Annotated in this window: 24 protein-coding genes; 10 read left to right on the forward strand and 14 right to left on the reverse strand. The window is 57.9% G+C overall.

The window, feature by feature from the left end; genetic code table 11:
* Positions 1 to 2: 2 nt before the first annotated feature.
* The 9 genes from AC07ED_RS08445 to AC07ED_RS08485 all read right to left on the reverse strand — a co-directional run bounded on the left by AC07ED_RS08445 (position 3) and on the right by AC07ED_RS08485 (position 9,214).
* The gene (locus tag AC07ED_RS08445) at positions 3 to 869 is read right to left on the reverse strand and encodes a hydroxymethylglutaryl-CoA lyase (RefSeq protein ID WP_105235393.1); all 867 of its coding nucleotides are present in this window, start codon (positions 867 to 869) and stop codon (positions 3 to 5) included.
* Entirely contained in the window at positions 866 to 1,525 is a 660-nt protein-coding gene (locus AC07ED_RS08450; RefSeq protein ID WP_105235394.1) for a glutathione S-transferase family protein, read from the reverse strand. Before AC07ED_RS08450 ends, AC07ED_RS08445 begins: the two co-directional genes overlap by 4 nt.
* The gene (locus AC07ED_RS08455; RefSeq protein WP_105235395.1) at positions 1,522 to 3,447 is read right to left on the reverse strand and encodes an acetyl/propionyl/methylcrotonyl-CoA carboxylase subunit alpha; all 1,926 of its coding nucleotides are present in this window, start codon (positions 3,445 to 3,447) and stop codon (positions 1,522 to 1,524) included. The genes AC07ED_RS08450 and AC07ED_RS08455 overlap by 4 nt, the downstream gene beginning before the upstream one ends.
* A gap of 27 nt (positions 3,448 to 3,474) precedes the next feature.
* Positions 3,475 to 3,960 carry a hypothetical protein gene (locus AC07ED_RS08460; protein WP_105235396.1) on the reverse strand — a complete coding sequence of 162 codons (486 nt, stop codon included), beginning with the start codon at positions 3,958 to 3,960 and terminating at the stop codon, positions 3,475 to 3,477.
* 8 nt (positions 3,961 to 3,968) lie between these two features.
* The gene (locus tag AC07ED_RS08465; protein WP_211096445.1) at positions 3,969 to 5,504 is read right to left on the reverse strand and encodes a carboxyl transferase domain-containing protein; all 1,536 of its coding nucleotides are present in this window, start codon (positions 5,502 to 5,504) and stop codon (positions 3,969 to 3,971) included.
* A 53-nt stretch (positions 5,505 to 5,557) separates the two neighbouring features.
* Positions 5,558 to 6,718, reverse strand: coding sequence for an isovaleryl-CoA dehydrogenase (locus tag AC07ED_RS08470; protein WP_105235398.1), 1,161 nt, complete (start codon positions 6,716 to 6,718; stop codon positions 5,558 to 5,560).
* An 88-nt stretch (positions 6,719 to 6,806) separates the two neighbouring features.
* Positions 6,807 to 7,310 carry a hypothetical protein gene (locus tag AC07ED_RS08475; RefSeq protein ID WP_105235399.1) on the reverse strand — a complete coding sequence of 168 codons (504 nt, stop codon included), beginning with the start codon at positions 7,308 to 7,310 and terminating at the stop codon, positions 6,807 to 6,809.
* Positions 7,307 to 8,512: a DegT/DnrJ/EryC1/StrS family aminotransferase gene (locus tag AC07ED_RS08480; protein ID WP_105235400.1), complete on the reverse strand. Its 1,206-nt coding sequence runs from the start codon at positions 8,510 to 8,512 to the stop codon at positions 7,307 to 7,309. The genes AC07ED_RS08475 and AC07ED_RS08480 overlap by 4 nt, the downstream gene beginning before the upstream one ends.
* A gap of 39 nt (positions 8,513 to 8,551) precedes the next feature.
* Positions 8,552 to 9,214 carry an HAD-IA family hydrolase gene (locus AC07ED_RS08485; RefSeq protein ID WP_105235401.1) on the reverse strand — a complete coding sequence of 221 codons (663 nt, stop codon included), beginning with the start codon at positions 9,212 to 9,214 and terminating at the stop codon, positions 8,552 to 8,554.
* A gap of 117 nt (positions 9,215 to 9,331) precedes the next feature.
* On the opposite strand from AC07ED_RS08485, the gene glmU reads away from it, so the two are divergent.
* The 6 genes from glmU to moaA all read left to right on the forward strand — a co-directional run bounded on the left by glmU (position 9,332) and on the right by moaA (position 15,408).
* The gene (glmU, locus tag AC07ED_RS08490; RefSeq protein WP_105235402.1) at positions 9,332 to 10,678 is read left to right on the forward strand and encodes a bifunctional UDP-N-acetylglucosamine diphosphorylase/glucosamine-1-phosphate N-acetyltransferase GlmU; all 1,347 of its coding nucleotides are present in this window, start codon (positions 9,332 to 9,334) and stop codon (positions 10,676 to 10,678) included.
* 2 nt (positions 10,679 to 10,680) lie between these two features.
* Positions 10,681 to 12,498, forward strand: a complete 1,818-nt coding sequence (glmS, locus tag AC07ED_RS08495; RefSeq protein WP_105235403.1) for a glutamine--fructose-6-phosphate transaminase (isomerizing) — start codon at positions 10,681 to 10,683, stop codon at positions 12,496 to 12,498.
* Positions 12,498 to 13,046 (forward strand): pyridoxamine 5'-phosphate oxidase family protein, encoded by a 549-nt coding sequence (locus AC07ED_RS08500; RefSeq protein ID WP_105235404.1) that lies wholly within the window; start codon positions 12,498 to 12,500, stop codon positions 13,044 to 13,046. The genes glmS and AC07ED_RS08500 overlap by 1 nt, the downstream gene beginning before the upstream one ends.
* Entirely contained in the window at positions 13,046 to 13,636 is a 591-nt protein-coding gene (locus AC07ED_RS08505) for a GNAT family N-acetyltransferase (RefSeq protein WP_105235405.1), read from the forward strand. The genes AC07ED_RS08500 and AC07ED_RS08505 overlap by 1 nt, the downstream gene beginning before the upstream one ends.
* Before the next feature lies 1 nt (position 13,637).
* Positions 13,638 to 14,321 (forward strand): DNA alkylation repair protein, encoded by a 684-nt coding sequence (locus AC07ED_RS08510; protein WP_105235406.1) that lies wholly within the window; start codon positions 13,638 to 13,640, stop codon positions 14,319 to 14,321.
* Between the two features lie 82 nt (positions 14,322 to 14,403).
* Positions 14,404 to 15,408 (forward strand): GTP 3',8-cyclase MoaA, encoded by a 1,005-nt coding sequence (moaA, locus tag AC07ED_RS08515; protein ID WP_105236367.1) that lies wholly within the window; start codon positions 14,404 to 14,406, stop codon positions 15,406 to 15,408.
* Here moaA and AC07ED_RS08520 read toward each other — a convergent pair.
* Positions 15,405 to 16,106 (reverse strand): fused DSP-PTPase phosphatase/NAD kinase-like protein, encoded by a 702-nt coding sequence (locus tag AC07ED_RS08520; protein WP_158664529.1) that lies wholly within the window; start codon positions 16,104 to 16,106, stop codon positions 15,405 to 15,407. The genes moaA and AC07ED_RS08520 overlap by 4 nt on opposite strands.
* A gap of 107 nt (positions 16,107 to 16,213) precedes the next feature.
* Between AC07ED_RS08520 and AC07ED_RS08525 the strand changes: the two genes are divergently transcribed.
* Genes AC07ED_RS08525 through AC07ED_RS08540 form a run of 4 tightly spaced genes read left to right on the forward strand, consistent with a single transcriptional unit; the run spans position 16,214 to position 20,935 of the window.
* Positions 16,214 to 17,242, forward strand: coding sequence for an N-acetylneuraminate synthase family protein (locus tag AC07ED_RS08525; RefSeq protein ID WP_105235408.1), 1,029 nt, complete (start codon positions 16,214 to 16,216; stop codon positions 17,240 to 17,242).
* Between the two features lie 34 nt (positions 17,243 to 17,276).
* Positions 17,277 to 18,398 (forward strand): UDP-N-acetylglucosamine 2-epimerase, encoded by a 1,122-nt coding sequence (neuC, locus tag AC07ED_RS08530; RefSeq protein WP_105235409.1) that lies wholly within the window; start codon positions 17,277 to 17,279, stop codon positions 18,396 to 18,398.
* Complete coding sequence (locus AC07ED_RS08535) at positions 18,391 to 19,632, forward strand: glycosyltransferase N-terminal domain-containing protein (protein WP_158664530.1); 1,242 nt, start codon at positions 18,391 to 18,393, stop codon at positions 19,630 to 19,632. The genes neuC and AC07ED_RS08535 overlap by 8 nt, the downstream gene beginning before the upstream one ends.
* A 4-nt stretch (positions 19,633 to 19,636) precedes the next feature.
* On the forward strand, positions 19,637 to 20,935 hold the full coding sequence (locus AC07ED_RS08540; protein ID WP_105235411.1) for a 3-deoxy-D-manno-octulosonic acid transferase: 1,299 nt from the start codon (positions 19,637 to 19,639) through the stop codon (positions 20,933 to 20,935).
* Here AC07ED_RS08540 and AC07ED_RS08545 read toward each other — a convergent pair.
* From AC07ED_RS08545 to AC07ED_RS08560, 4 genes are read right to left on the reverse strand one after another with little or no spacing between them, the layout of a single operon-like run.
* Positions 20,922 to 21,713, reverse strand: a complete 792-nt coding sequence (locus AC07ED_RS08545) for an SDR family NAD(P)-dependent oxidoreductase (RefSeq protein WP_105235412.1) — start codon at positions 21,711 to 21,713, stop codon at positions 20,922 to 20,924. The two genes, AC07ED_RS08540 and AC07ED_RS08545, sit on opposite strands and share 14 nt — an antisense overlap.
* The gene (locus AC07ED_RS08550; RefSeq protein WP_105235413.1) at positions 21,706 to 22,413 is read right to left on the reverse strand and encodes an acylneuraminate cytidylyltransferase family protein; all 708 of its coding nucleotides are present in this window, start codon (positions 22,411 to 22,413) and stop codon (positions 21,706 to 21,708) included. Before AC07ED_RS08550 ends, AC07ED_RS08545 begins: the two co-directional genes overlap by 8 nt.
* Positions 22,410 to 23,333, reverse strand: a complete 924-nt coding sequence (locus tag AC07ED_RS08555) for a Gfo/Idh/MocA family protein (RefSeq protein ID WP_105235414.1) — start codon at positions 23,331 to 23,333, stop codon at positions 22,410 to 22,412. The genes AC07ED_RS08550 and AC07ED_RS08555 overlap by 4 nt, the downstream gene beginning before the upstream one ends.
* Before the next feature lie 57 nt (positions 23,334 to 23,390).
* Positions 23,391 to 24,554 (reverse strand): M20 aminoacylase family protein, encoded by a 1,164-nt coding sequence (locus tag AC07ED_RS08560; protein WP_105236368.1) that lies wholly within the window; start codon positions 24,552 to 24,554, stop codon positions 23,391 to 23,393.
* Positions 24,555 to 24,601: the final 47 nt, after the last annotated feature.

The following is a 24,601-nucleotide window of genomic DNA, read 5'->3' on the forward strand; positions in this document are numbered from 1 at the left end:
CCCTAGCCTCTTAATTTTCGCGCCATTAGCCCAGCCCGCGCCAAGGCCGCATGATCCAACCCAGTCGAATAACCGAGCGCCTCAACCCGTTCGACCACCGCTTCGGTCGCGACATTCCCTGGCGCACCGGGCGCATAGGGGCAGCCACCCAAACCACCGACAGCCGCATCAAACACCCGAACGCCGAGTTCGAGCGACGCCTGCACATTGTCCAAAGCCCGTCCGCCCGTGTCATGGAAGTGACCTGCGACATCCGCAATCGGCATCACCTCCGCCACTGCTTTAATCACGCGGGTCACGGTCTCTGGCGTCCCTGCCCCGATCGTATCGCCCAAAGAAACAGGCATCGGCGCAAGACGGCGTAAACCTTCGACCGCGCGAACAACGGCTTCTGGCGGGGTCGGTCCGTCGAACGGACAGTCGGTCATGCAGGACACATAGCCCCGCACGGGAACGCCCGCGTTTTGCGCAGCCTCTACCACGGGGGCGAGGCGCGACAAGCTATCCTCGACCGTGCAGTTGAGGTTGGCCTTAGAGAACCCTTCGGAGGCCGCGATGAAAACAGCAATCTCGCCCGCGTTGCGTGGCAGATTGGCAGAGGCCTGAACGAACCCCTCCCATCCCTTAACATTCGGGACCAAGGTCGCGTAGTTCACATCGTTCGCATAATCGAGAGCGGCCATCACGCGGTCGGTATCTGCCATCTGTGGCACCCATTTGGGCGATACGAACGACCCGACCTCGATGTCCTTTAGGCCCGCATCGACCAAGGCTTTGATCAGCGCGACCTTATCGTCGACCGCGATGACGGCCTTTTCGTTCTGCAAACCATCACGCGGGCCGACCTCATATATGCGGACGTGGCTCATGAACCCTCCGACGGGATCGGTTCAAAGAACGACTGGTTATAGAGACGCGGCTCGCCATCCAACGGGAGCGAAGCGCGGAACGCGGGGCGTTCAGTCATCCGCACCATCCATGCGGCCACACGCGGGAACGGGTCGAGCCCAACAAAGCGCTGCGCCATGTAGATCGCCTGCCCCACGCAGATATCCGCCGCGCTGAAATCAGACAGCAGGAAATCGCCCGCCATCCGCTCTTCGATAAAGCCGATGGTTTTGGCGAGCCGCTTGGGCTCCAACTGCGTCAAGATCGGGGACCGCATGTGATCTTCATAGAGCATCACATGCTGCTGAGTGAGGATCGCGCAGTGCTGGCTGATCGTCTCTGCGAAATGGACAAGCTGAAGGAACATATTGCGTTCAGGATCGCCGATCGGACGCCCCAATCCAGCCTCCGGAAACTTCTCGCAGAGGATTTCCGCAATCGCGCCCGTCTCGATCAGCACCTCGCCATCGATTTCCAACGCAGGGACACGGCTGACGGGGTTGATCGCTTTGAACTCGTCCGAGCGCAGAGCCTTGCCAAACTCATAGCGCTGGATTTCAAACTCACAACCGATTTCGTTGAGCTGCCAGAGCGTCCGCATCGAACGGGTTTCAGCACAGTGGTGTAGACGGATCATGCGACTTCCTCTTCTAGCGCGATAAGAAGCGCGCCTGCTTCGACTTGTGATCCTGCGGTGGCCCCGACCGTTGCAATCACTCCATCGCGCGGGGCACGCAGGATGTGTTCCATTTTCATCGCCTCTAGCACGGCTAGGCGGTCGCCAGCCTTTACCATTTGACCCGCAGTGACCTCCATCGCGCGGAGGAGGCCCGGCATCGGGGACAAAATCGCATCGCTCGCCGCTTCTGCGCCGCCTCGGTCCAGCGGATCAGGGATCGTGATCTCGACAACGGGGTCAGCAAAGATAGTGATGTGGTTGCCGTGTTTTACATAGTTCGGCGCGGCCTGATCGTTCAGGCGCAAGCCACCGCTCGACCGTCGAACCGCCACGGTGGTGCCGCCTACGGCAACCTCGAAACGGTCAGCCGAGAGTGTGGTGACATTTACCACAACCTCTTCGCCCTCGACCAACAGCGTGATGGTCTGCGGAACTGGTACCCAGAGAGTAAACCCTGTTTGCGGCGCGGGGTTCGCATCCAGCCCCATCGCGATCACCGCAGACAATGCAATCGTCTCAGCCGTCGGTGCCGCACGATAGGTCAATGCGTCGAGGTCACGTTCGATCAATCCCGTATCGACCTCACCTGCCGCAAATCCCTCATGCCGAGCCAACGCACCCAAGAACCCGAGGTTGGTGACGGTGCCTGCAACTTCGGTCTCGGCACAGGCGCGGGCCAGTTGGCGCAGCGCGGTGTCACGATCAGGGCCGTGCACGATCAGTTTGGCGATCATCGGATCGTACCAAGGGGTGATCGTATCGCCCGCTCGCACGCCACTGTCAGCGCGAACACCCTTTGCGAACTGCAGATGGGCGATACGACCCGTTGCGGGGAGGAAACCCGCGGGAACGTCTTCGGCGTAGAGGCGGGCTTCAAACGCGTGCCCCGTGATCGTCAGGTCAGATTGCGCCATCGGCAGAGGTTCGCCCGAGGCGACACGCAGTTGCCATTCCACCAGATCGACGCCTGTGATCGCTGCGGTCACTGGGTGTTCAACCTGAAGGCGGGTATTCATCTCCATGAACCAAAAATCCATCGTCGTGCCATCCACGATGAACTCGACCGTGCCCGCACCGGAATAGCTAATCGCCTCTGCCGCCTTAACCGCAGCGGCCCCCATCCGGTCGCGCAAGTCAGGCGTCATGCCCGGTGCGGGCGCCTCTTCGATGACTTTCTGGTGACGACGCTGGAGCGAACAATCCCGCTCGAACAGATGCACAGCAGAGGTGCCATCACCGAAAACCTGCACCTCAATGTGGCGCGGGCTAAGAATGTATTTCTCGATCAGGACATCCGCATTGCCAAACGCTGTCCGCGCCTCGGCCTGTGCAGAGGCTAGCGCTTCGGCAAAATGGGCAGCATCATCGACGCGGCGCATCCCCTTACCGCCGCCGCCAGCGACGGCTTTGATCAGGACGGGATAGCCGATTTCTGCAGCTTGCTGAGCGAGAAAATCTGGCGACTGATCGGCGCCGTGATAGCCGGGCACGACAGGCACGTTCGCTTTTTCCATCAGCGCCTTAGCGGCGTCCTTTAAACCCATCGCACGAATGGAGGTGGCCGAAGGGCCAATAAACGTGAGACCCGCCTGTTCGACGGCCTCGACGAAATCAGGGTTCTCGGACAGGAACCCATATCCAGGATGGATCCCTTGGGCACCCGTTTTCAGGGCGGCCTCAATGATCAGGTCACCACGCAGATAACTATCGGCGACCGGTGCTGGCCCCAGACGCACAGCCTCGTCCGCCATGGCGACATGCATCGCATTGGCGTCGGCATCCGAATAGACCGCAACCGTTTTCACACCCAGCGCCCGCGCCGAGCGGATCACACGGCACGCAATTTCGCCCCGATTGGCAATCAGAATTTTTCCGAACATACCAGCGGGGCCTCCCTACCCCTCGTGTTAGTCCTTAGCGCCGCGGAAACTGCGGAAGCGGTGGCGGTAGATCAAATTGGGGCGGTCGCCCTCAAACAGATAGAACAGCGACAATCCGCAAAAGATCAGATAGGCCAGCACAACTAACCCGCCTGTCTCCCCCAGCTCGGACATATTTTTCAGCATTCCGCCTGTGACGGCCCCAAAGACCGAAAGCAAAAGCTGCGCGCCCGCCAACATCAGCGAAATCGGCGCCCGCATAACCAACATGATCGCGGTGAGCAGTTGCAGAACGGCTTTGAACAAAGCCAGCCAATCACCGAACTGAGCGAACTCGACCAGTTGCAAAAGACCGAAAGCCGCAAAAACACCAGTGATCAGCCAGAGCGGGAGGTTGAGTTTCCCCTGCGGATGCGCCCGCGCCATTTCTGGCGTGACATGCACCCACTGAGCGCCCGTCTGCTTGTCCATCTTGCCGTATTCGAAACGGCCTTCTTCCGGCATTTTTGCCATGATCGCCCTCACATCCTGAACACGCCGAATGTCGTGTCTTCAATAGAGGCGTTCAACGATGCTGAAAGCGAAAGTGCAAGCACATCGCGCGTTTTGCGAGGGTCAATGACGCCATCATCCCAGAGCCGCGCCGAGGCATAGAGCGGGTGCGACTGTTCCTCGAACATGTCCAGCGTGGGCTTTTTAAAGGCCGCTTCTTCGTCTGCCGACCAACTGCCACCAGCCCGTTCGATGGCATCACGTTTCACGGTGGCCAACACGCCAGCGGCCTGTTCGCCCCCCATCACAGCGGTGCGCGAATTGGGCCACGACCACAAGAAGTTCGGACTGTAAGCCCTTCCAGACATGCCATAATTCCCCGCGCCAAACGATCCACCGACCAACACCGTGATCTTTGGAACCTTGGTCGTGGCGACGGCGGTCACCATCTTTGCACCGTGGCGGGCAATGCCTTCGTTTTCGTATTTCCGACCCACCATAAAGCCCGTGATATTCTGCAAGAAGATCAGCGGGATTTTCCGTTGGGAACACAGCTCGACAAAGTGCGCGCCTTTTTGCGCCGCATCAGAGAACAAAACTCCGTTATTGGCGATGATGCCCACGGGCCAACCGTCGATATGGGCAAAGCCCGTGACCAGCGTTTCGCCAAACCGCGCCTTGAATTCATCAAACCGAGAGCCGTCCACGATACGCGCGATCACGGCGCGAATATCGTAGGGCGTCTTTAGATCTGGCGGCACGATGTCCAGCAGTTCCTCAGGATTACAAGCGGGCAGTTCGGGCGTTTCGCGTTTCACCGTCATTGGGGTCTGACGCGAGGTTGAGGCCACCGCCTGACGGACGAGAGACAACGCATGAGCATCATCCTCGGCCAGATAATCCGCAACACCAGAGAGGCGCGTATGAACATCGCCACCGCCTAGGTCTTCGGAGCTGACGACCTCGCCCGTTGCCGCTTTGACCAGTGGCGGACCAGCGAGGAAGATCGTCCCCTGCTCTTTCACGATCACCGACACATCGGACATGGCGGGCACATAAGCCCCACCCGCCGTGCAGGACCCCATGACAGCTGCGATCTGCGGAATACCCGCCGCCGACATATTCGCCTGATTAAAGAAAATCCGGCCAAAGTGGTCACGATCGGGGAACACTTCGTCTTGGTTCGGGAGGTTCGCACCGCCGCTGTCCACGAGGTAAACGCAGGGCAGATTGCACTGGGCCGCGATCTCTTGGGCGCGGAGGTGTTTTTTCACCGTCATCGGATAATAGGTGCCGCCTTTGACGGTGGCATCATTACAGACGATCATACATTCGATGCCGTTAACACGGCCGATCCCAGCGATCACTCCAGCGCAAGGTGCCGCCCCATCATAAAGCCCATGCGCCGCCGTCGCGCCAATTTCCAGAAACGGAGATCCCGCATCCAAAACATTGGCGACACGCTCACGCGGCAGCATCTTTCCGCGTGAGACATGGCGTTCTCGTGCCTTTTCCCCGCCGCCTGCCGCAGCCTTTTCAGCAGCGTCAGCGATCAATGCGATCATCTCTAGATGCCGCGCACGACCTTCGGGGTTGGGAATGAATGTGGTCGAGAGTTTCACATCGACCCCATCAGTTCGCGACCGATCAACATACGACGGATCTCCGAGGTGCCCGCGCCGATTTCCATCAACTTGGCATCACGGAACAGACGGCTCACAGCGCTGTCGTTCATAAAGCCTGCACCACCCATCGCTTGAACGGCCTGATGCGCCTGAACCATCGCCTGCTCGGACGAATAGAGCACGCAGGCAGCGGCGTCCTGACGGGTCACTTGACCACGGTCACAGGCTTTGGCCACTTCGTAAACATAAGCTCGCGCGGTATTCAGCGCGGTATACATGTCCGCGATTTTACCCTGCATCAGCTGGAAGTTCCCGATGGGCTGTCCAAACTGTTTGCGGGTCGCGAGGTAGGGCATAATCTCGTCCATACAGGCCGCCATGATGCCCGTGCCGATCCCAGCGAGAACAACGCGTTCGTAGTCGAGACCAGACATCAGAACGCGAACGCCTTTGCCCTCTTCGCCCAGAACGTTTTCGAACGGGACCTCGACATCGTCGAACACCAGCTCTGCCGTGTTCGATCCGCGCATCCCCATTTTGTCAAAATGCTTGGACGTGCTGAACCCCTTCATCGATTTCTCGACGATAAAGGCGGTGATGCCTTGGGGACCAGCGGCAGGATCGGTCTTGGCATAGACGACCAGCGTATCGGCATCAGGACCGTTGGTGATCCAGTATTTGTTGCCGTTCAGACGGTAATGATCGTTCCGCTTTTCCGCGCGGAGCGACATGGACACCACGTCAGACCCAGCGCCCGCTTCAGACATCGCCAGCGCACCGACATGATCACCCGAAATCAGACCGGGCAGGTATTTCTGCTTCTGTTCGTGCGTGCCGTTTAGTTTGATCTGGTTCACACAGAGGTTCGAATGTGCACCGTAGGACAGCGATACCGATGCCGACGCCCGTGCGATTTCTTCGACAACGATGGTATGGGCCAGATAGGACAGCCCAGCGCCACCGTATTCCTCGGGCACGGTGATACCCAAAAGGCCAAGGTCGCCCATTTCCTTCCACAGCTCTGCGGGAAATTCGTTGGACTGATCCACATGGGCCGCCATCGGCTTGACCCGATCCTGCGCCCACGAATGGACGGTATCGCGAATGGCCTCGACCTCTTCTCCCAGATCGAATCTCATCGACGCGGTGAACATATGCATTCCTCCCTGCGCTTTATTGAACGCTTGTTCATTTCTAGGCGCAGAATTCGAGTCGCGTCAATCCACCGTTTTCAGATGACGGTTAGTTCAGGCCGAATTCAGAGAGGTCGAGCACCCGCGCATCACGGCGTTCATTGGCCGTAAGCGGATATTTTCGCAGGATCATTTCGTAATTGAGCTTCACCCGCGTGCCCCATCCCGACTGGAGCGATTTCATCAAACGAACATGCCCTTCCATCCACGTTTGACGCGAATAGTCATCCAAACCGACCCCAAAATCGCCGCGTGCCTTTAGTCGAGTCCACAGGCTGGCGCGTTTGGTCTGACGGGTCTTTTTTTCAGCTTCGCGGGCAAACCTAGCAGTCAGGATTTCCATGCAGAGGAATACGACCTCGTGTCCATCAACAACGCGGCGGTCCCGTTCGACGCCGCGTTCTGTGACGACCCACGTAAAGGCTGGACCATCCCCCAAAACAGCAGGCCAGCCGTCACCTGTGGGTTCTGTCGCCAAAGAAAATTCAGGCATTGGCCGTTTCAACTGCGCCAAAAATCCGCGAATTTCCTCTTCGACGTCGACCCGTTTCACGGTGTTTTCGCCTCTTGCTGCCAAACGGCATTCACCTCGGCCCGAATGATCCGCGCGATCTGCGCACAATCCTCAAGCGAGAAGGTCAGCGGCAACCGCATGTCCATGATCCCCGCGAGGATACGATCGGTCTGAGGCATCGGTTCGCAATCTGCATAGCGCCAACTGCTGTATTTCGACGTAAACCCAACGGGTTCTTCATTACCGAACCATTTCAGTTCAACCCCACGCGCCGCACATCGTCCGATGACATCGCGAATTTTGTCGGGCGCCCAGTCCAAGAGCAAAAACTGGAACGACGACGCGACAAAGCCCTCTTCTTCGGGGCGATCAATCAGGGTCAGACCCGTAGTGCCACGTAATCCTGCCTCAACCACACGATACCGCGCGTTCCATTTCCCGCATTGTTCGTTCAACCGCCGTAGCTGAGGGCGCAAGATCGCGGCCCGTAGGTTATCCATGCGTCCCGATATGTTCGGGGTCTCATATTTGATCTGCGCGAAAATCTCTGGCTTGGGCGCAGCACGGTGCCGATCAAAAAGCATATAGCTCCCCGACAGCATGATCGCACGTGCCATGGCTTGGGCATCGTCGCTAATCAGCAGACCGCCTTCGCCCGAATTCATGTGCTTATAAGTCTGCGTCGAATAGCAGCCGAAGGTGCCGAACCGCCCCGATGGGATCGTGTGCCATGTGGCCCCCATCGTGTGGGCGCAATCCTCAATCACGGTCACACCTGCCGCGCCACAAATGCGCATCAGTTCGTCCATATCGCAGATATGCCCACGCATGTGGGACAAGAGCAGCACCTTAGCCTTCCCGATCTTTGCACGCAGGTCATTAAGGTCGATCACCAACCCCTCATCCACATCGACATAGATCGGCTTCGCCCCAACGGCTGCAATCGCGCCGGGAACTGGGGCGAGCGTGAAGGCATTGGTCAACACAGGATCACCCTGTTTCACCCCAACCGCCCGCAAGGCCGTTGTCATCGCATACCCGCCCGAGGCAACGGCGAGGCAATATTTCGCCCCCATGGCTTCGGCGAATTCTTCCTCAAGAAGAGCAGTTTCCGCAATTTCGTCACCCACCGTGTTGTAACGGTGCAAGCGCCCCGTTTGCATGACACGAACGGCCGCCTCGATCGCCTCTTCGGGGATCGGTTCCTGCTGGGTGAAAGAGCCTGTGAATACTTCAGTCATACCAATACGGTGGCTGATCGCCCCCAAAGGGTCAATGGGTTAAGACAGGAGTTCTGCTGCGACAGCAGGTAGTTCGCTATAGTGATGGATCAGCGCATCGGGGTTTAGGTCGGCGACCGCCATTCCAGCAGGACCAAAGGTGACCATCACACTCGGGACATTCATCGCGCGGGACGTATCGAGGTCAGTAATACTGTCACCAACCAAAAGCGACCGCATCGGATCACCCCCTGCCCGTTCAACCGCAGCACGCAAAGGTGCAGGGTCTGGCTTTCGAACGGGCAGCGTGTCTGCGCCGATCAGCGATCCAAACGCGCTCCGCACGCCCAGCGCGTCGAGCACCGCAATCGCGAGGCCTTCGGGTTTGTTGGTGCAAACACCCACCGCGAACCCATCGGACTTCAACTGCTCTACCGCCTCCATCGCGCCATCATAAAGCGTCGTATGAGTGGCAACATCCTGCGCGTAGGCCTGCAACAAGACAGGATACTGACGATCTATCTCTGCTGGATCGATGTCTCCAGCGCGCTTGAACCCTTCGGTCAGCATCATTCTGCCACCACGGACGGCAATCGCTGCGTCCTGCGTTGGATCAAGCAAATCACCCAGCCCAAGCCCACGAAAACAGGTGTTTGCGGCATTGATGAGATCGACACTGGTATCCGCCAAGGTCCCGTCCAAGTCGAAAATCACAGTGCGCATAGCCATCCCCATTTCAGTTTTGCCACAGGTGTAACGAAGCGAAAGGTGATGTGAAGCCCCAAATCTTGCGGTAATCCCCAAGGAACGCCATACAGGGGCAAATTTTAAGAGGCGAATATGAGCAATTCTTTGATCGTTTTGGCTGCGGGTATGGGAACACGGATGAACTCCGAACTGCCCAAGGTTCTGCATAAAATCGCAGGCGCCCCGCTCGTCGTTCACGCGATGAAATCGGGTGAGGCTCTGGGGCTTGAACGCACGGTTGTTGTCGTGGGTCATGGTGGCGAGGCGGTTGAGGCTGCGGTCAAAGACTGGAACCCCGATGCGGTCGTTGTGACCCAAGAAGAACAGCTCGGCACGGGGCATGCAGCGCTTCAGGCGCGTGAGGCGCTGGCAGGCATCGAAGGCAACGTTTTCGTGGCCTTTGGCGACACGCCGTTTATTCGCCCTGAAACACTGCAATCCATGCTCGACGCTCGCGCAACCCACGACGTTATCGTCCTCGGGTTCGAAGTTTACGATCCGACTGTCCGTTATGGCCGCCTGATCACCAATGGCGATGACCTAACGGGGATCGTGGAATTCAAAGACGCGACAGAGGCACAACGCGAAATTCCGCTCTGCAATTCGGGCGTGATCTGCGTTGATAAGCAACTCTTGTTCTCTCTCCTTGATGAAGTCGGCAACGACAATGCCTCGGGCGAATATTACCTGCCCGACATTATTGGCATCGCCCGCAACCGTGGTCTGTCCGCTACCGTTGTGCGTTGTGACGAGGCTGAAACGCTCGGCATCAACACGCGCGCCGAACTCGCTCGTGCCGAACAGATGTTCCAAAGCGCGATGCGGGCAGAGGCGATGGAAAACGGCGTGACCTTGCACGCGCCAGAAACCGTGATCTTTGCGCACGACACCGTCATTGGTCGCGATGCAATCATTGAGCCGAACGTTGTCTTTGGCCCCCGCGTAACCGTGGAATCCAACGCAACCATCCGTGCTTTTTCACACCTCGAAGGGTGCCACGTCAGCCGTGGTTCCACCGTTGGCCCATTCGCGCGTCTGCGTCCGGGTGCGGAACTCAACGAAGACGTCCATATCGGAAACTTTGTTGAGATCAAAAACGCGACGATTGATGAGGGCGCAAAAGTTAACCACCTCACTTACATCGGTGATGCCTTCATCGGCAAAAAGACCAACGTCGGCGCGGGCACGATCACCTGCAACTACGACGGTGTTTTCAAACATAAGACCACCATCGGCGCGAACAGCTTTATCGGTTCTGCAACGATGCTGGTTGCCCCTGTCACGGTCGGCAATAACGCCATGACTGCAACGGGTACTGTTGTGACCAAAGATATTCCAGATGGTGCAATGGCCATCGCGCGGACCAAGCAGGAAAATAAGGCTGGGTTCGCTGTTAAATTATTTGAAATGCTCAAAGCCAAAAAGGCAAAGGGGTCCTAATTATGTGTGGGATTGTAGGAGTTCTCGGCAATCACGAAGCCGCGCCAATTTTGGTGGAAGCGTTGAAACGGCTTGAATACCGCGGGTATGACTCTGCGGGTATTGCGACCGTGAATAACGGCGTTCTGGATCGTCGTCGGGCGGTTGGTAAACTGGTCAACCTATCGGACCGTCTGGTGCATGAACCGCTTGCTGGTAAGGCAGGTATTGGTCACACCCGTTGGGCCACACACGGCGCCGCCACCGAAGGCAACGCGCACCCGCACCGTTCGGGCAAAGTCGCCGTTGTTCATAACGGCATCATCGAAAACTTCCGCGAACTGCGCGAATTCCTCGCGGAACATGGCATAGCTCATGAAACCGATACTGACACCGAAACTGTCGCACTCCTCGCGCAGCATTTCGTGGCGCAGGGGCAAAGCCCCCGTGAGGCCGCACAGAACACCATCGCCCGCCTCGAAGGGGCCTATGCGCTCTGTCTTTTGTTTGAAGGCGAAGAAGATCTGTTGATCGCGGCACGCAAGGGCAGTCCCCTCGCCATTGGTCACGGCACTGGTGAGATGTTCGTTGGGTCTGATGCAATTGCGCTCGCGCCGCTCACCGACACCATCACCTACCTCGACGAAGGCGACTGGGCGGTGATCACCCGCACCTCGCTCGAAATTCGGGACGCGGATGGCGAGCAGGTCAACCGCGAAGTGCGCAAGGTCAACATCGACGCGGCCCGCATCGACAAAGGTGGCTACAAACACTTCATGGCCAAAGAGATTGCCGAACAGCCGGTCGTCATGTCCGAAGTGCTGAACCGTTATATCAAAGGCGATACCGTCACTCTGCCTGATGGCGGCCTAGATTTCACTCGGATCAATCGTCTGACGATGGTCGCCTGTGGCACCGCGTTCTACGCCTGTAACGTCGCCAAATATTGGTTCGAACAGATCGCTGGCCTGCCCGTCGAAATCGACGTGGCATCCGAATTCCGCTACCGCGAGCCGCCGATTACCGAAGGCACTGTTGCGCTCTTTGTCAGCCAGTCTGGCGAAACCGCTGATACCCTCGCCGCCCTGCGCTATTGCGCGGGCAAAGCGGACAAGATCGTCGCCGTGGTCAACGTACCCGAAAGCTCTATCGCTCGGGAAAGCGATCTGGTCCTACCGATCCTTGCTGGCGTTGAAGTTGGCGTTGCCTCGACCAAGGCCTTCACCAACCAGCTCATGACCCTCGCTATGCTGGTCCTCAGTGCCGCCCGTCAGCGCGGTCGTTTGACCGATGCCGACCTAGCGGAAAAGATCACCGCCCTGCGTGCCCTACCTGGGATCGTGAACACTGCACTGACCATCGAAGCCCGTTGTGAAACGCTTTCGCACAAACTGGCAGAGGCACGTGACATCCTGTTCTTGGGTCGCGGTCAGATGTATCCGCTCGCGCTTGAGGGTGCGCTGAAACTCAAAGAAATCAGCTACATCCACGCTGAGGCTTACGCATCGGGCGAATTGAAACACGGGCCCATCGCCCTTGTGGATCAGCACGTTCCAGTAATCGTTATGGCGCCGCGTGATGCGCTCTTCGACAAGACCGTGAGCAATATGCAAGAGGTCATGGCCCGTGGTGGTCAGGTCCTCTTGGTCACGGATAAGAAAGGCGCGGATGAGGCAGGCGAAGGCGTCTGGCAGACCTTGATCATGCCAGAAGTCGACGACTACCTTGCCCCGATCCTCTATGCGGTCCCTGCGCAAATGTTGGCCTATTACACAGCCGTTGCCAAAGGCACCGACGTGGACCAGCCGCGCAACCTCGCGAAATCGGTGACGGTCGAATAATGGCAAAACAGTTTCCGTCCTTTGATGACAACACTCGCGGATTTGCCGAAGCGCAGCACATCTACTTTGTTGCGACCGCAGCGGCGGATGGTCGGGTCAATCTGTCACCCAAGGGCGGAGACAGCCTGCGCATTCTGGGGCCTAATCGTCTGATCTGGCGGAACCTGACGGGGTCCGGCAATGAAACGGCGGGGCATCTTCGCGAAAACACTCGAATGACGGTCATGTGGTGCGGGTTCGAAAAACGCCCCCTGATCCTGCGCGCCTATGGCAGCGCGCGCGCGGTTCATGTTGGGGACGCGGATTGGGCAGAGCTGAACAGCCATTTTGACGCTCATGTGGGTGCACGACAAATCTACGACCTGAACGTCGACCTCGTACAGACCTCGTGTGGCTATGCCGTCCCCTATTTCGATCACCAAGGTCATCGTGAGACCTTGGACACGTGGTCGGACGGCAAAGGCGAGGCAGGCATTCACGACTATTGGCACGAGAAGAACCGCGTCACGATTGACGGCAAACCCACTGGAATTGAGGATTATATCTGATGTGGCCCGCACCTATTACGATTTCGGATACCGCCGTCACGCTCGCTCCGCTAAGCCAAGACCACGCAACAGATCTGATTGAGGCCGCCGCTGACGGCGAGTTGTGGAAGCTCTGGTACACGACGATCCCTGCCCCCGATGGGGTTGAGGCAGAAATTGATCGTCGTTTGGGTCTAATGGACGAGGGATCGATGCTGCCCTTCGCGATCCTCACCCCCGAGGGCAAGGCCGTCGGCATGACGACTTATATGAACATCGACGCTGATAATAAGCGTCTGGAAATCGGGTCCACATGGTATCGCAAGTCGGTCCAGCGCGGCCCGATGAACACCCAAGTCAAACGGCTGATGCTCACTCACGCGTTCGAGGCGTTGGGCTGCAACGCTGTCGAATTCCGCACCCATTTCATGAACCATCAAAGCCGCGCTGCGATTGAACGGCTTGGCGCGAAACTCGATGGCGTACTTCGGTCGCATATGGTGATGGCTGATGGATCGCTCCGCGATACCTGCGTCTATTCGATCCTTGCGCATGAATGGCCTACGGTGAAAACGCACCTCACATGGCAACTCGAAAAGCCACGGGACTGATATGACCATCGACGATATCCTCGCCCAACTCGATGCGCTAGCTAATCCCGCTGACGCGGTTGAAATGGCGAAATACCACAAGACCACGCGCCGCGTTTTGGGGATCAAAGTGCCCGTTCTCACGGACCTGTCCAAAGAAATCCGCGAGGCTGTGACGCTGGACGAACGCCTCGCGCTCTGCGCCGACCTCTGGGCCGCTGATAGTCACGAGACACGCATCCTCGCCGCTAAACTTCTGGAACAAGCACGCATCCGCCCTGACGACACAGAGGCGTGGGACTTGATCGCATCATGGGTGCCCGATTTTGACGGCTGGGCCATCGCCGATCACGTTTGCAAATCAGGTGAAAAACGCCTGATTGCTGATCCCTCGCGGATTGATCAGGTCGAAACCTGGACTGTCTCGCCCCATATGTGGACCCGCCGCGCAGCCCTTGTCATCACCTTACCGTGGACGAAAATGACCTTCCCCAAAGAGGCCGACCTCGCGATCCGTGAACGCATTCTCGATTGGGCAGGCAGTTATGTACGCGACCACGATTGGTTCATTCAAAAGGCCATCGGCTGGTGGCTGCGCGATCTGTCGAAACGTGATCCAGATCGGGTGCGCAGCTTTATCGACGCCCACGGCGCCGCGATGAAGCCCTTTGCCCGCAAAGAAGCGCTCCGTTTGATAAAAGACTAGAGCGCGACTTTGGTCGGATAGATAAAAATCACCTATCGCTTGCCCCTTGCAGGAGCCCATGCACCGCCCTACCTTCGCCGTCATGGAAAAGCAGCTCATTGATCCCTTCGCACGCGCGATTAAATACCTTCGGGTGTCCGTCACTGACCGTTGCGATTTCCGCTGCGTCTACTGCATGTCCGAGAATATGGAGTTTCTCCCCAAAAAGGACCTCCTGACGCTCGAAGAACTGGATCGGCTGTGCAGCGCCTTTATCGGTCTTGGCGTCGAAAAGTTGCGGATTACGGGCGGCGAACCGCTCGTTCGGCGCGGGATCATGACATTTTTCAATGCCATGACGCGCCACCTCGACAGTGGTGCGCTCAAGGAACTGACGCTGACCACAAACGGCAGTCAGCTGGCAAAATACGCGGACGACCTCTATGCGGCGGGTGTACGGCGGGTGAACGTGTCGCTCGATACGCTCGACGATCAGAAATTCGCCGACATCACCCGCTGGGGTCGCTTGCCCCAAGTGATCAAAGGGATTGATGCCGCACAAAAGGCGGGACTGCGCGTTAAAATCAACGCGGTTGCGCTGAAGGGCTTCAACGAGGACGAACTCTTTACCCTGCAGAGCTGGTGCGCCGAACGTGACATGGACCTCACCTTTATCGAGGTGATGCCGATGGGCGATATTGGGAACGAGGATCGTCTGGGCCAATATTGGTCGCTGAACGATCTACGCAAACAACTGGCCGAACGGTTTACCCTCACCGATCTGGCGGAACGATCAGGCGGGCCTGCGCGGTATATCCGGATCGAAGAAACAGGCCAAAAGATCGGCCTCATCACGCCGATGTCGCATAACTTCTGCGAAAGCTGTAACCGCGTGCGGATCACTTGCACGGGCGAGATTTACACCTGTCTGGGGCAAGAAGGTCATTCCGACTTGCGCGAACCGCTCCGCGCGTCAAATGACGACGCTGTGCTAGAGGCCGCCATTCACCGCGCGATTGGTCTGAAACCCAAAGGCCACGATTTTGATTATTCGCGTCAGACGGTCGATGGCCGCGTCAGCCGCCACATGAGCCACACAGGCGGTTAACGCGCCGCAAATTCGCGGTTCAACGCATCCTGATCGTAAACGGTCGTTACCCATTCGCGCAGGCCGATGCCCGTCGCGTCATGAGCTTTGCGATAGTTTTCGAAAAACAGGTCCAGCACGCCCGTTTTCGACCATTTGAAATGCAAATACTTGCTGCTGAGGTGTGCGCTGGCGTCCTCGACCGCCACGCCCAGCATCTCGGTCAGGTAAATCACAGCGGCGAGCCCCGTGCGGTCAGCACCCGATTTACAGTGGATCAGAACCGGCTTTTCGGCCGTTTCCATGACATCCATGAATTTAACGATCTGATCGGGGTTCGGGGCGCTACGGGCGGACATACCGATCGTGATGACTTTCATCCCATATTTTTCAGCCGCCTCAGCCGATAGAAGCGATGTTGGGATATTCGCGCCGCCCCGAAGATTGATTACCGTCTTAATCCCCATCTCCGCCATTTCGGCCATACGTTCAGGGCTAGGATGGTTAGACCGATAAACCCCTTCGGCGATCTGGTCGAAATTTGTCCAACGCACGCGTAGGAACCCGTGGTCAATCCACTTCGCGTAATAGTGTGCGCGCTCGCGGTCTTCTGCGGTCACGATGGGCTTTTCATAGGATTTATTGCGGGCTTTTTCCCAAGCCTTCGCCTTATTCCAGAGGTTCTTTAGCATACCCTGCCCTTTATCGTTCGCTGGCATCATTTGGGCTATGGGGCCTCAGAATGCAACCTTTCATGCCCAGATTGACGATTGCAGGACGCCCCGTTCCCGCTTAGGTCTAGGACAAATTCGTTTTGGAGTTACCCATGGAAATCGCTGGCCGCAAAATCGGACCTGACTACCCCCCTCTCGTCATCGCTGAAATCGGTATCAACCACGGCGGCGACCTGAACGTGGCCAAGGAAATGGTGCGCCTCGCTGCTTTGTCTGGCTGTGAGATGATCAAGCACCAGACCCATATCATCGAAGATGAGATGACCGATGAGGCAAAGTCGATCTTCCCGCCGAACGCGGACGTGTCGATCTGGCACGTGATGGAACGTTGCGCCCTGTCCAAAGACGAAGAAGCAGAGCTGAAACGCTATTCCGAAGAACTGGGCATGATCTGGATTTCGACCCCGTTCAGCCGCGCCGCTGCCGACTTCCTCGAGGAACTGGACGTTGCTGCCTATAAGATTGGCTCTGGTGAGGCGGATAACCTCCCCCTCATTCGCCATATCGCGAAGAAGGGCAAACCAGTGATTATGTCAACAGGGATGCAGACAATCGACACGATCCGCGCCTCGGTTCAAATCCTCGAAGATGCGGGCGTTGAGTACGCTCTCCTCGAATGTACGAACCTCTACCCGTCGCCTGCCGAAATCGTTTCGCTGCGTGGTGTCACCGACCTGAAAAACGCGTTCCCGAATGCGGTGGTCGGTTTCTCTGACCACTCGATCGGGCCGGAAATGGCGCTGGCGTCGGTGGCTTTGGGTGCTTGCATCCTTGAACGCCACTATACCGATACCCGCTACCGCAAGGGGCCAGACATCATCAACTCGATGGACCCGTCCGAACTGCGCCACATCATCGACCGCTCCAAAGAGATTTGGATCGCAGCGAACAACCCCAAACAACGCACCGAAGCCGAAGAGCCTGTTTACGCCTTCGCCCGCGCCTCGGTCGTCGCGGATAAGGACCTCCCCGAAGGCCACGTCATCACCGAAGCCGACATCTGGGCCCGTCGCCCTGGTTCCGGTGAAATCGCTGGCTACGAGTTTGATAAGGTCGTTGGCAAAACGCTAACCCGTGCTGTGACGCGGAACACCCAGCTAAAGTGGAGCGATTTGCGTTAGCATTTCGCTAACCCTTTGCGCTAAAAGAGCAGTCATGACCCGTTCCATTCTCTTCGTCACTGGCACTCGTGCCGATTTTGGCAAGCTAGAGCCACTTGCGATTGCGTGCCGCGACGCGGGCTTTGATGTGTCGTTTTTTGTGACGGGCATGCATATGCTCGAACAATACGGCATGACGAAGATTGAGGTTCATCGCGTCCCCGGCGTTCAGGTGCATGAGTTCCTGAACCAACGGGCGGGTGATCCGCAGGATATGATCCTTGCGAAAACTGTGATCGGGTTTTCCGACTTCTGCATGGAGCACAAACCCGACCTTGTCGTGATCCACGGCGATCGGATCGAAGCACTCGCTTGTGCGCTGGTCTGCGCCACCAACTACATCCGTTCGGCGCATATCGAGGGTGGCGAAGTGTCGGGAACGATTGACGAGGTGTTCCGTCACTGTAACTCCAAACTCGCGAGCCACCATTTCGTGTCCTCGCAGGATGCAGGCCGCCGCGTTATGGCGCTGGGTGAACCCGAAGGGGCGATCCATGTGATCGGCTCACCTGAGTTGGATTTCCATTCCCAACCGTCGGGCGTGACGATTGACGACGTGAAAGCGCGCTATGCCATCCCGTTTGACGACTTTGGCATCGTGGTTTTCCATCCCGTCACCTCTGAGGCCGACACCATGGGCGATCAGGCCGCGTCGCTGTATGCGGAACTGGTAGCCTCTGGTAAATCCTACGTCGTGATCGCACCGAACAACGATCCCGGAACGGATGGTATTCTGGCTGCAATGGACACCCTGCCCAAGGATCGGTTCCGCATCCTTCCCTCCATGCGCTTTGCCCATTTCTCGGAACTGATGCGCAATGCCTCGGCGATGATCGGGAACAGCAGCGCGGGCGTGCGCGAGGCTCCGTTTATCGGCATCCCGTCTTTGGACGTGGGCACCCGCCAGACGAACCGCGCACAGGCCGAAAGCATCCGTCATGTGTCGGCCTATGACCGTGCCGCGATTGCAGAGTTCCTCGCCTCGAACTGGGGCAATCGCTATGACCGCCATGCGGCCTTTGGCGAAGGCAGCGCCGCAGAGCGTTTCATGACGATCCTCGGGACAGAGAGTTTCTGGTCAGGCTCCTTGCAAAAAGCGTTTACGGACAGTGAGTAAGCCACCGTTTTCCCTGCGTCTTTTGATGATTGCGACGGGTGTGATCGAACCCATTGCGCCGATCATCCTCAAACGCAGGCTCAAACGCGGCAAAGAACACCCGACGCGCTGGCGTGAAAAGCTCGGCTACCCGAGCGCCCACCGCCCCAACGGGCCACTCATTTGGATGCACGGCGTTGGCGTGGGCGAGGTTATGGCCCTGCGCGGGTTGATCCTCATGATGCGCGAGATGCGGCCAGACCTGCAGTTTTTGGTGACCTCGACCGCGCTCAATTCGGCCAAAGCATGGGATCGCAACCCGATTGAGGGCGCGGTCCATCAGTTTCTCCCCATTGATCTACCTAATGCAATGGATCGGTTCCTCGACCACTGGAAACCTGACCTTGCGATCTGGGCCGAACAAGACCTCTGGCCAGCAATGGTCTGGCGGGTGGCGGAACGTGGGATTGGGCAAGCCATCGTCAACGCTCGTCTTAACAACGATGCGTTTGAGAAACGGGCCAAGGCCGCTGAGGTTTACGGCGCCGCACTCTCTCGGATCGCGATCATCGATGCCCAAGATGATGAAACTGCCACGAACTTGACCAAACTTGGCGGTCGCGATGTGACGGTTTCGGGATCGCTCAAACCGATTGCCCCGCCTTTGTCTGATTGGCCTGTAGAACGCGCTGCGATTGAACGAGGCCTGAACGGGCGGTCACTATGGCTCTGCGCGTCGAGCCACCCTGCGGACGAAGCGATTGCGCTCGATGCCCAAACCCAACGAACGGGTAGCCTCTTGGTGATTGCGCCACGTCGTCCAAAGCGCACCGACGACATCGTCGCGGCGGCGACAGAACGCGGGTTAAAGGTGGCCATTGGCGCAGATAGCGCATCGCTGCGGGATGCAGATGTCATCATCGACAACAGCTTTGGACAAATGGGGCTCTGGTATCGGATGGCAGAGTTCGCGCTGATCGGTGGCACCTTCTGCGACATTGAGGGCCATAACCCGTGGGAAGCCGTCAACCTGAATTGCCCCGTCCTCCACGGTCCGCGCACCGCGAATTTCGCATTTGACTACAGAATGCTCGACGGTGTCGGTGGCGCTCTAGCCATCAACGGGTCGACAGATATCGTCGCCTTGGACCCCGCCACGCTCTCTGCGCAAACACGTGCCGCGACGACATTGATCGCCGCAGAGCGGGATCGAAAACTTGATCTAGCGGCCCGTCTCGTTTCGTTGATAAACTAACGCAATGATTGCACAGTTCCCCACTCCGCGATTACGCCGCTGGCTTTCGCTCTACAAGGCGGCTTGGATTATCGGATCTCCGCTGATCCTGATTTACCTGTGGCGTCGCGGACAGAAGGATGTACTTTATTTCCAGCACCTTAAGGAACGCTTTGGAACTCACAAACCGATGCCGAAATCGGTTTGGATCCATGCGGTTTCACTGGGCGAAATGCGCAGCGCGGTTCCTCTGGTTCGGGCGCTTCTCGACCGTGGCGAAACGGTTGTCACCACCCACTTCACCCCCACAGGGCGCCGTGAGGCCGAGCGTGTCTTTGCCGATGAGATCGCCACTGGACGACTTCGCGCGGTTTGGGTGCCGTTCGAATTCCGCTGGACCTATGCCAAATTCTTTCGCGCTTTCACCCCGAAATACGGGCTGGTGATGGAGGTCGAGATTTGGCCCGCGATGATCACCGAATGTCGTCGCAAAGGCGTGCCACTCTTTATGTGCAACGCGCAATACCCGTCCAAGAGCTATGAACGCGATCAAACCAAAACCCCTGCCCGCGCCGACCTGATGCGCGGCTTTGCGGGTGCTCTGGTGAAATCCGCACTTCAACGTGACCGTTTTGCGAGCGTTGGCGTCACCAATATCGCCATCACAGGGGAAACACGGTTCGAACAACCAATCCCTGCTGAGCTGCCCGTCGCTGGTGTCGCGGCGCGCGCGTGGATGGCCCCTAATCGACCCGTGATCACCATCGCTAGCGCCGTCGAGGGCGAAGACGAGGTTTATATCGACGCGATTAAGGCGACACGCGGCGACAACCCCCCGCTCTTTGTCTACGTGCCGCGCAAGCCTGAACGCTTTGCTGAAGTCGCAACGATGCTCCGTGATGCGGGACTTTACGTGGTGAACCGCACGGCCTGTTTCGATGCGTTTCTGCAATGCCGGGGTAACGCGCCACAGGTCGATGTCCTCTTGGGCGACAGCATTGGCGAGATGTATTTCTACCTCGCCATGGCGGATAAGGTCATTGTTGGCGGTGGCTTTACCCCTTACGGCGCACATAACGTCATCGAACCGCTGGCGATGAAGAAACCAGTGATTGTCGGGCCAGATATCCACACCATCGAATACCCCGCTGTTGAGGCAATTACCGCAGGCGTTTGCACCCACGTTCAGTCAACAGACGAATTGATAAACGCAATCGGGGCCGACCCGCAGGCCGACCCCGATCAGATTGACGCGTTCTTTACCGAACACACGGGCGCCGTTCAAAAAACGCTCGCCGCGATTGACGCGCTTACCACGCGCTAAAGCCACCATCGACGTTGACCAACTGGCCTGTCATGTAGCCCGACTGCGGGCTGGCGAGGAACAACATCACGTCCGCGATTTCGTCGGGCTCGCACATGCGGCCCGCCATGATCAATTCGCCCACGCGGCGTTGGAATTCTTCGGAGTGATTGTTGAACACAGCCCCCGGCGCAATGGTGTTCACCGTCGCCTTGCGGGGTGCCCAGTAGCCAGCCAGCCAAACGGTCAGGCCATGAATACCCGCTTTGGTCACGCCATAGGCCGAGAAGTTCTTGAACGGCATGCCGTCATAAATCGGGTGGTGTGCGCCGTTCAGCGCATACATCGACGCGACGTTGATCAGCGTGCAGGGCCATTTGCCGACGATGTCACGGTCCATCTGACGCGCGATCATAAACGCGCCTGTCAGGTTCGTGCGCAGGGTGCGTTCGAAATCTTCGACACTGGTGTCCGCAAAATCAGGGAACGGTTTGCCCGCGCCCATCAGCAACTCGCCCGTGATCGCCGCATTGTTCAGAACGACGTTCGGCTCCCAACCATCGGCCAGAATGCGTTTGAAAATCTCGGAACAGCCGTCCTCGTCGCCAACGTCTAGGTCATAGAAACGGAAGTTCTCGTTCGAGCCGTGCTTTTCAACCAGCGCATCCGCGCGGTGGCCCTTAAGGTCAGAGGCGATGACGCGCGCGCCTTCATCCAGCATCCGACGCACATAGGTCGAGCCCAGAACACCGCCAGAGCCAGTGATGAAAACCGTGCGGCCGTTGAGTTGATCAGCCATTGGATGCCTCTTTCAGTCGGTCATTAAGTAGGAATTCTACGAGTTTGAAATCAAACGGGCTATCGATATCAACGCAACGATCTGCATCCATCAGATAGGGAATGACGCGCCCCTCATAGAGCGATTTCGCGGTCTTTAGGTAGTCGGGTTTAACCACATATGTGCTTGCCGCGTGTTCATAGACGGTCGGTGCGGCCTGACGCGCCACCACCCCACCGGGGAGAGGTTTCGACACATGCAACGCGCCCGTCTCATCGGGTTCCACGAGGTTGAAATACGGGTTCTTGCGCGCCTCACAGCAAGACATGACCATATCGGGGTGCTCTGCATGATAGAGCGCCAGCGCGTCTGTGATGTCCGACGGCAACCGCAATGGTGATGTCGCGTCGAGGTCCAGAAACGCATCGACCTTGCCGATCAGTGCCTCGGACGCCTCAAGCGCATGCTGCCATACGCCCCATTTCCCCGCCGCATCCGTGGCGAGGTGATCAGGCCGCAACCCAATCGCCAGCGTGCCCTTGGCAACGGCGTGTTCGTAAATCTCTTCATCATCGGTCGAGACAACGACCGCATCCACCTGCGGATGTTCGAGCAATTGTTCCAGCGACCAGTCGATCAGGGGCTTACCGCAGATCGGTTTGAAGTTCTTACGCGGAACGCCCTTAGAGCCCTTGCGGACGCCGATATGACCCAAAATCATGGGATCTCCTTTGTGATGTGCCCGATGAACTGCCGTGCTTCCCAAGCGGCAGCGGTGAGCGCTGTACTGGCGGTCACGCGGTCAATGCGTGGCAGCAGTCGGTTTGTGGTTTCGCGCCCCTCAAGGAGCGCAATCCAATCGCGTGTGATCCCCACGAACATCTCGTTCCGTTCGAGCGGCAGATCAATTAGGCGGGCGCCTGCCGCGTCTTTGACTTCGTAGCGTTGAGCCGCAAAGTCGAAATCGTAGATCGCATCGATGCCATAGACGATGGTGCGACGGTGCAGTTGCGGGGTCAGATAATCCATCCCAATCGACCCTTCGGCCCCTGCCCGCGTCTGCAAGGTCAGACGCGATGAAAAATCAACGGCATCGTAGTTCGGATGACCAACGGATGTGACCGTTTTGAGCGTGAGGTCGGGGAACAGAACCGACGCCATGTCGATCTCGTGGCAGAGGTCCAGCAGCACGCCGCCGCCGTCAGCCTTCGCCGCATAGCTTTCCGAGAATTTCCAGTTTTGCCGCCATTGCGTGACGTCATGCCCGATATCTAGGCTAAAACGCACCGCGCTCGACATATCCAGATCAGCCAAGGCGCGGAACGCAGGGTGATAACGCATCATGAGGCCGAGCATGGTGCGATCTGCAACTTTTGCCGTCAGGCGATCAATCTCTGCCAAGTCAGCCGCCCGAAATGCGAGCGGTTTTTCGATATACATCGGAAGGTCGCGATCCGCCGCATCCGCAATCGGACCCGTGCGAACGTCCGTCGCGGTCGCAATCACAGCAGCGTCGCAGCCATCCAGAACGTCAGGGCGATAGCTGCGATATGGCACCTGAACAGCGTCGATGCCGAGAGAAACAAGGTTATCAAAATGGCGCCTACCGATTGAGCCAGCACCGATCACCGCAATCCGCATGTGACCTCCCAATACTTTATTCTGGAATGGCACATGCGGCGCGTTTCTGCAACGGGATCAGGCGGCTGGCATCCGCCGTTCAACGATTTCCGCCCACCAGCTACAGCCCGCAGGGATGGCTTCGTCGTTAAAGTTATATTCGGGGTGGTGCACCATCGCGGTGTCCCCGTTCCCAACGAGGATATAGGCCCCTGGCCGTTCCTCTAGCATATAGGCAAAGTCCTCACCGCCCATAACAAGAGGCGCCTCAGCACAGCCCCCCGACACGGATGTCGCCACCTCAGCCGCAAAGGCGGTCTGTTCTTCGTGGTTCACCATCACAGGATAGCCGCGATAATAATTCACCTCGGCCTTCGCCCCCATTGCGGCCGCGGTGAGGTCTGCGATTTTGCTCAGTCGATCCTCGGCCAGATCGCGGTTGTGACGGGACATGGTGCGCACGGTGCCCTTGAGCGTCACGCGCTGCGGGATCACGTTGAACGCGGTCGAGCTGCTTTCAATGGATGTGACCGACACAACGATCTGTTCGACGGGATCAGCATTACGGCTCGCGATGGATTGAAGCGCGGTGATGATCTGCGCCGATGTAACAACGGGATCAATCGTCTCGTGTGGTTTCGCCGCATGACCGCCCCGCCCTTCAACGACGATCTTGAACTGGTCGGTCGCAGCAAAGAACGGACCCGGACGAATGGCGAATGTTCCAGCAGGAACACCGGGCCAGTTGTGCATGCCGTAGACCTCTTGGATATTCCAACGATCCATCATGCCATCCGCGCACATTTCGCGACCACCGCCGCCGCCTTCTTCGGCGGGCTGGAAGATCACGACGACCGTGCCGTCAAAATTCCGCGTCTCCGCAAGGTACTTCGCAGCGCCCAAGAGCATCGCGGTATGACCATCGTGGCCACAAGCATGCATCGCGCCCTCGGTCTTCGACGCATAAGGCAGACCAGTTGCCTCTAGGATCGGCAGCGCATCCATGTCCGCGCGTAGGCCGACCACCATGCCTTTGGTGTCGGTCTTGCCTTTGATCACGCCAACAACGCCCGTGCGCCCGATGCCCGTGACAATCTCATCGCAACCAAAGCTCTCTAGCTTTTCAGCAACAACAGCAGCGGTGCGATGGGTTTCAAACAGAATTTCGGGGTGTTCGTGCAGATCCCGTCGCCATTCGGTGATCTCATGGTGCAGTTCAGCTAGGCGGTTTTTGACGGGCATCTGCCCCTCCATTCTTTTGATCATTAATTCAAAACTGGTGCAAAGCA

Source organism: Aestuarium zhoushanense (assembly GCF_056431045.1).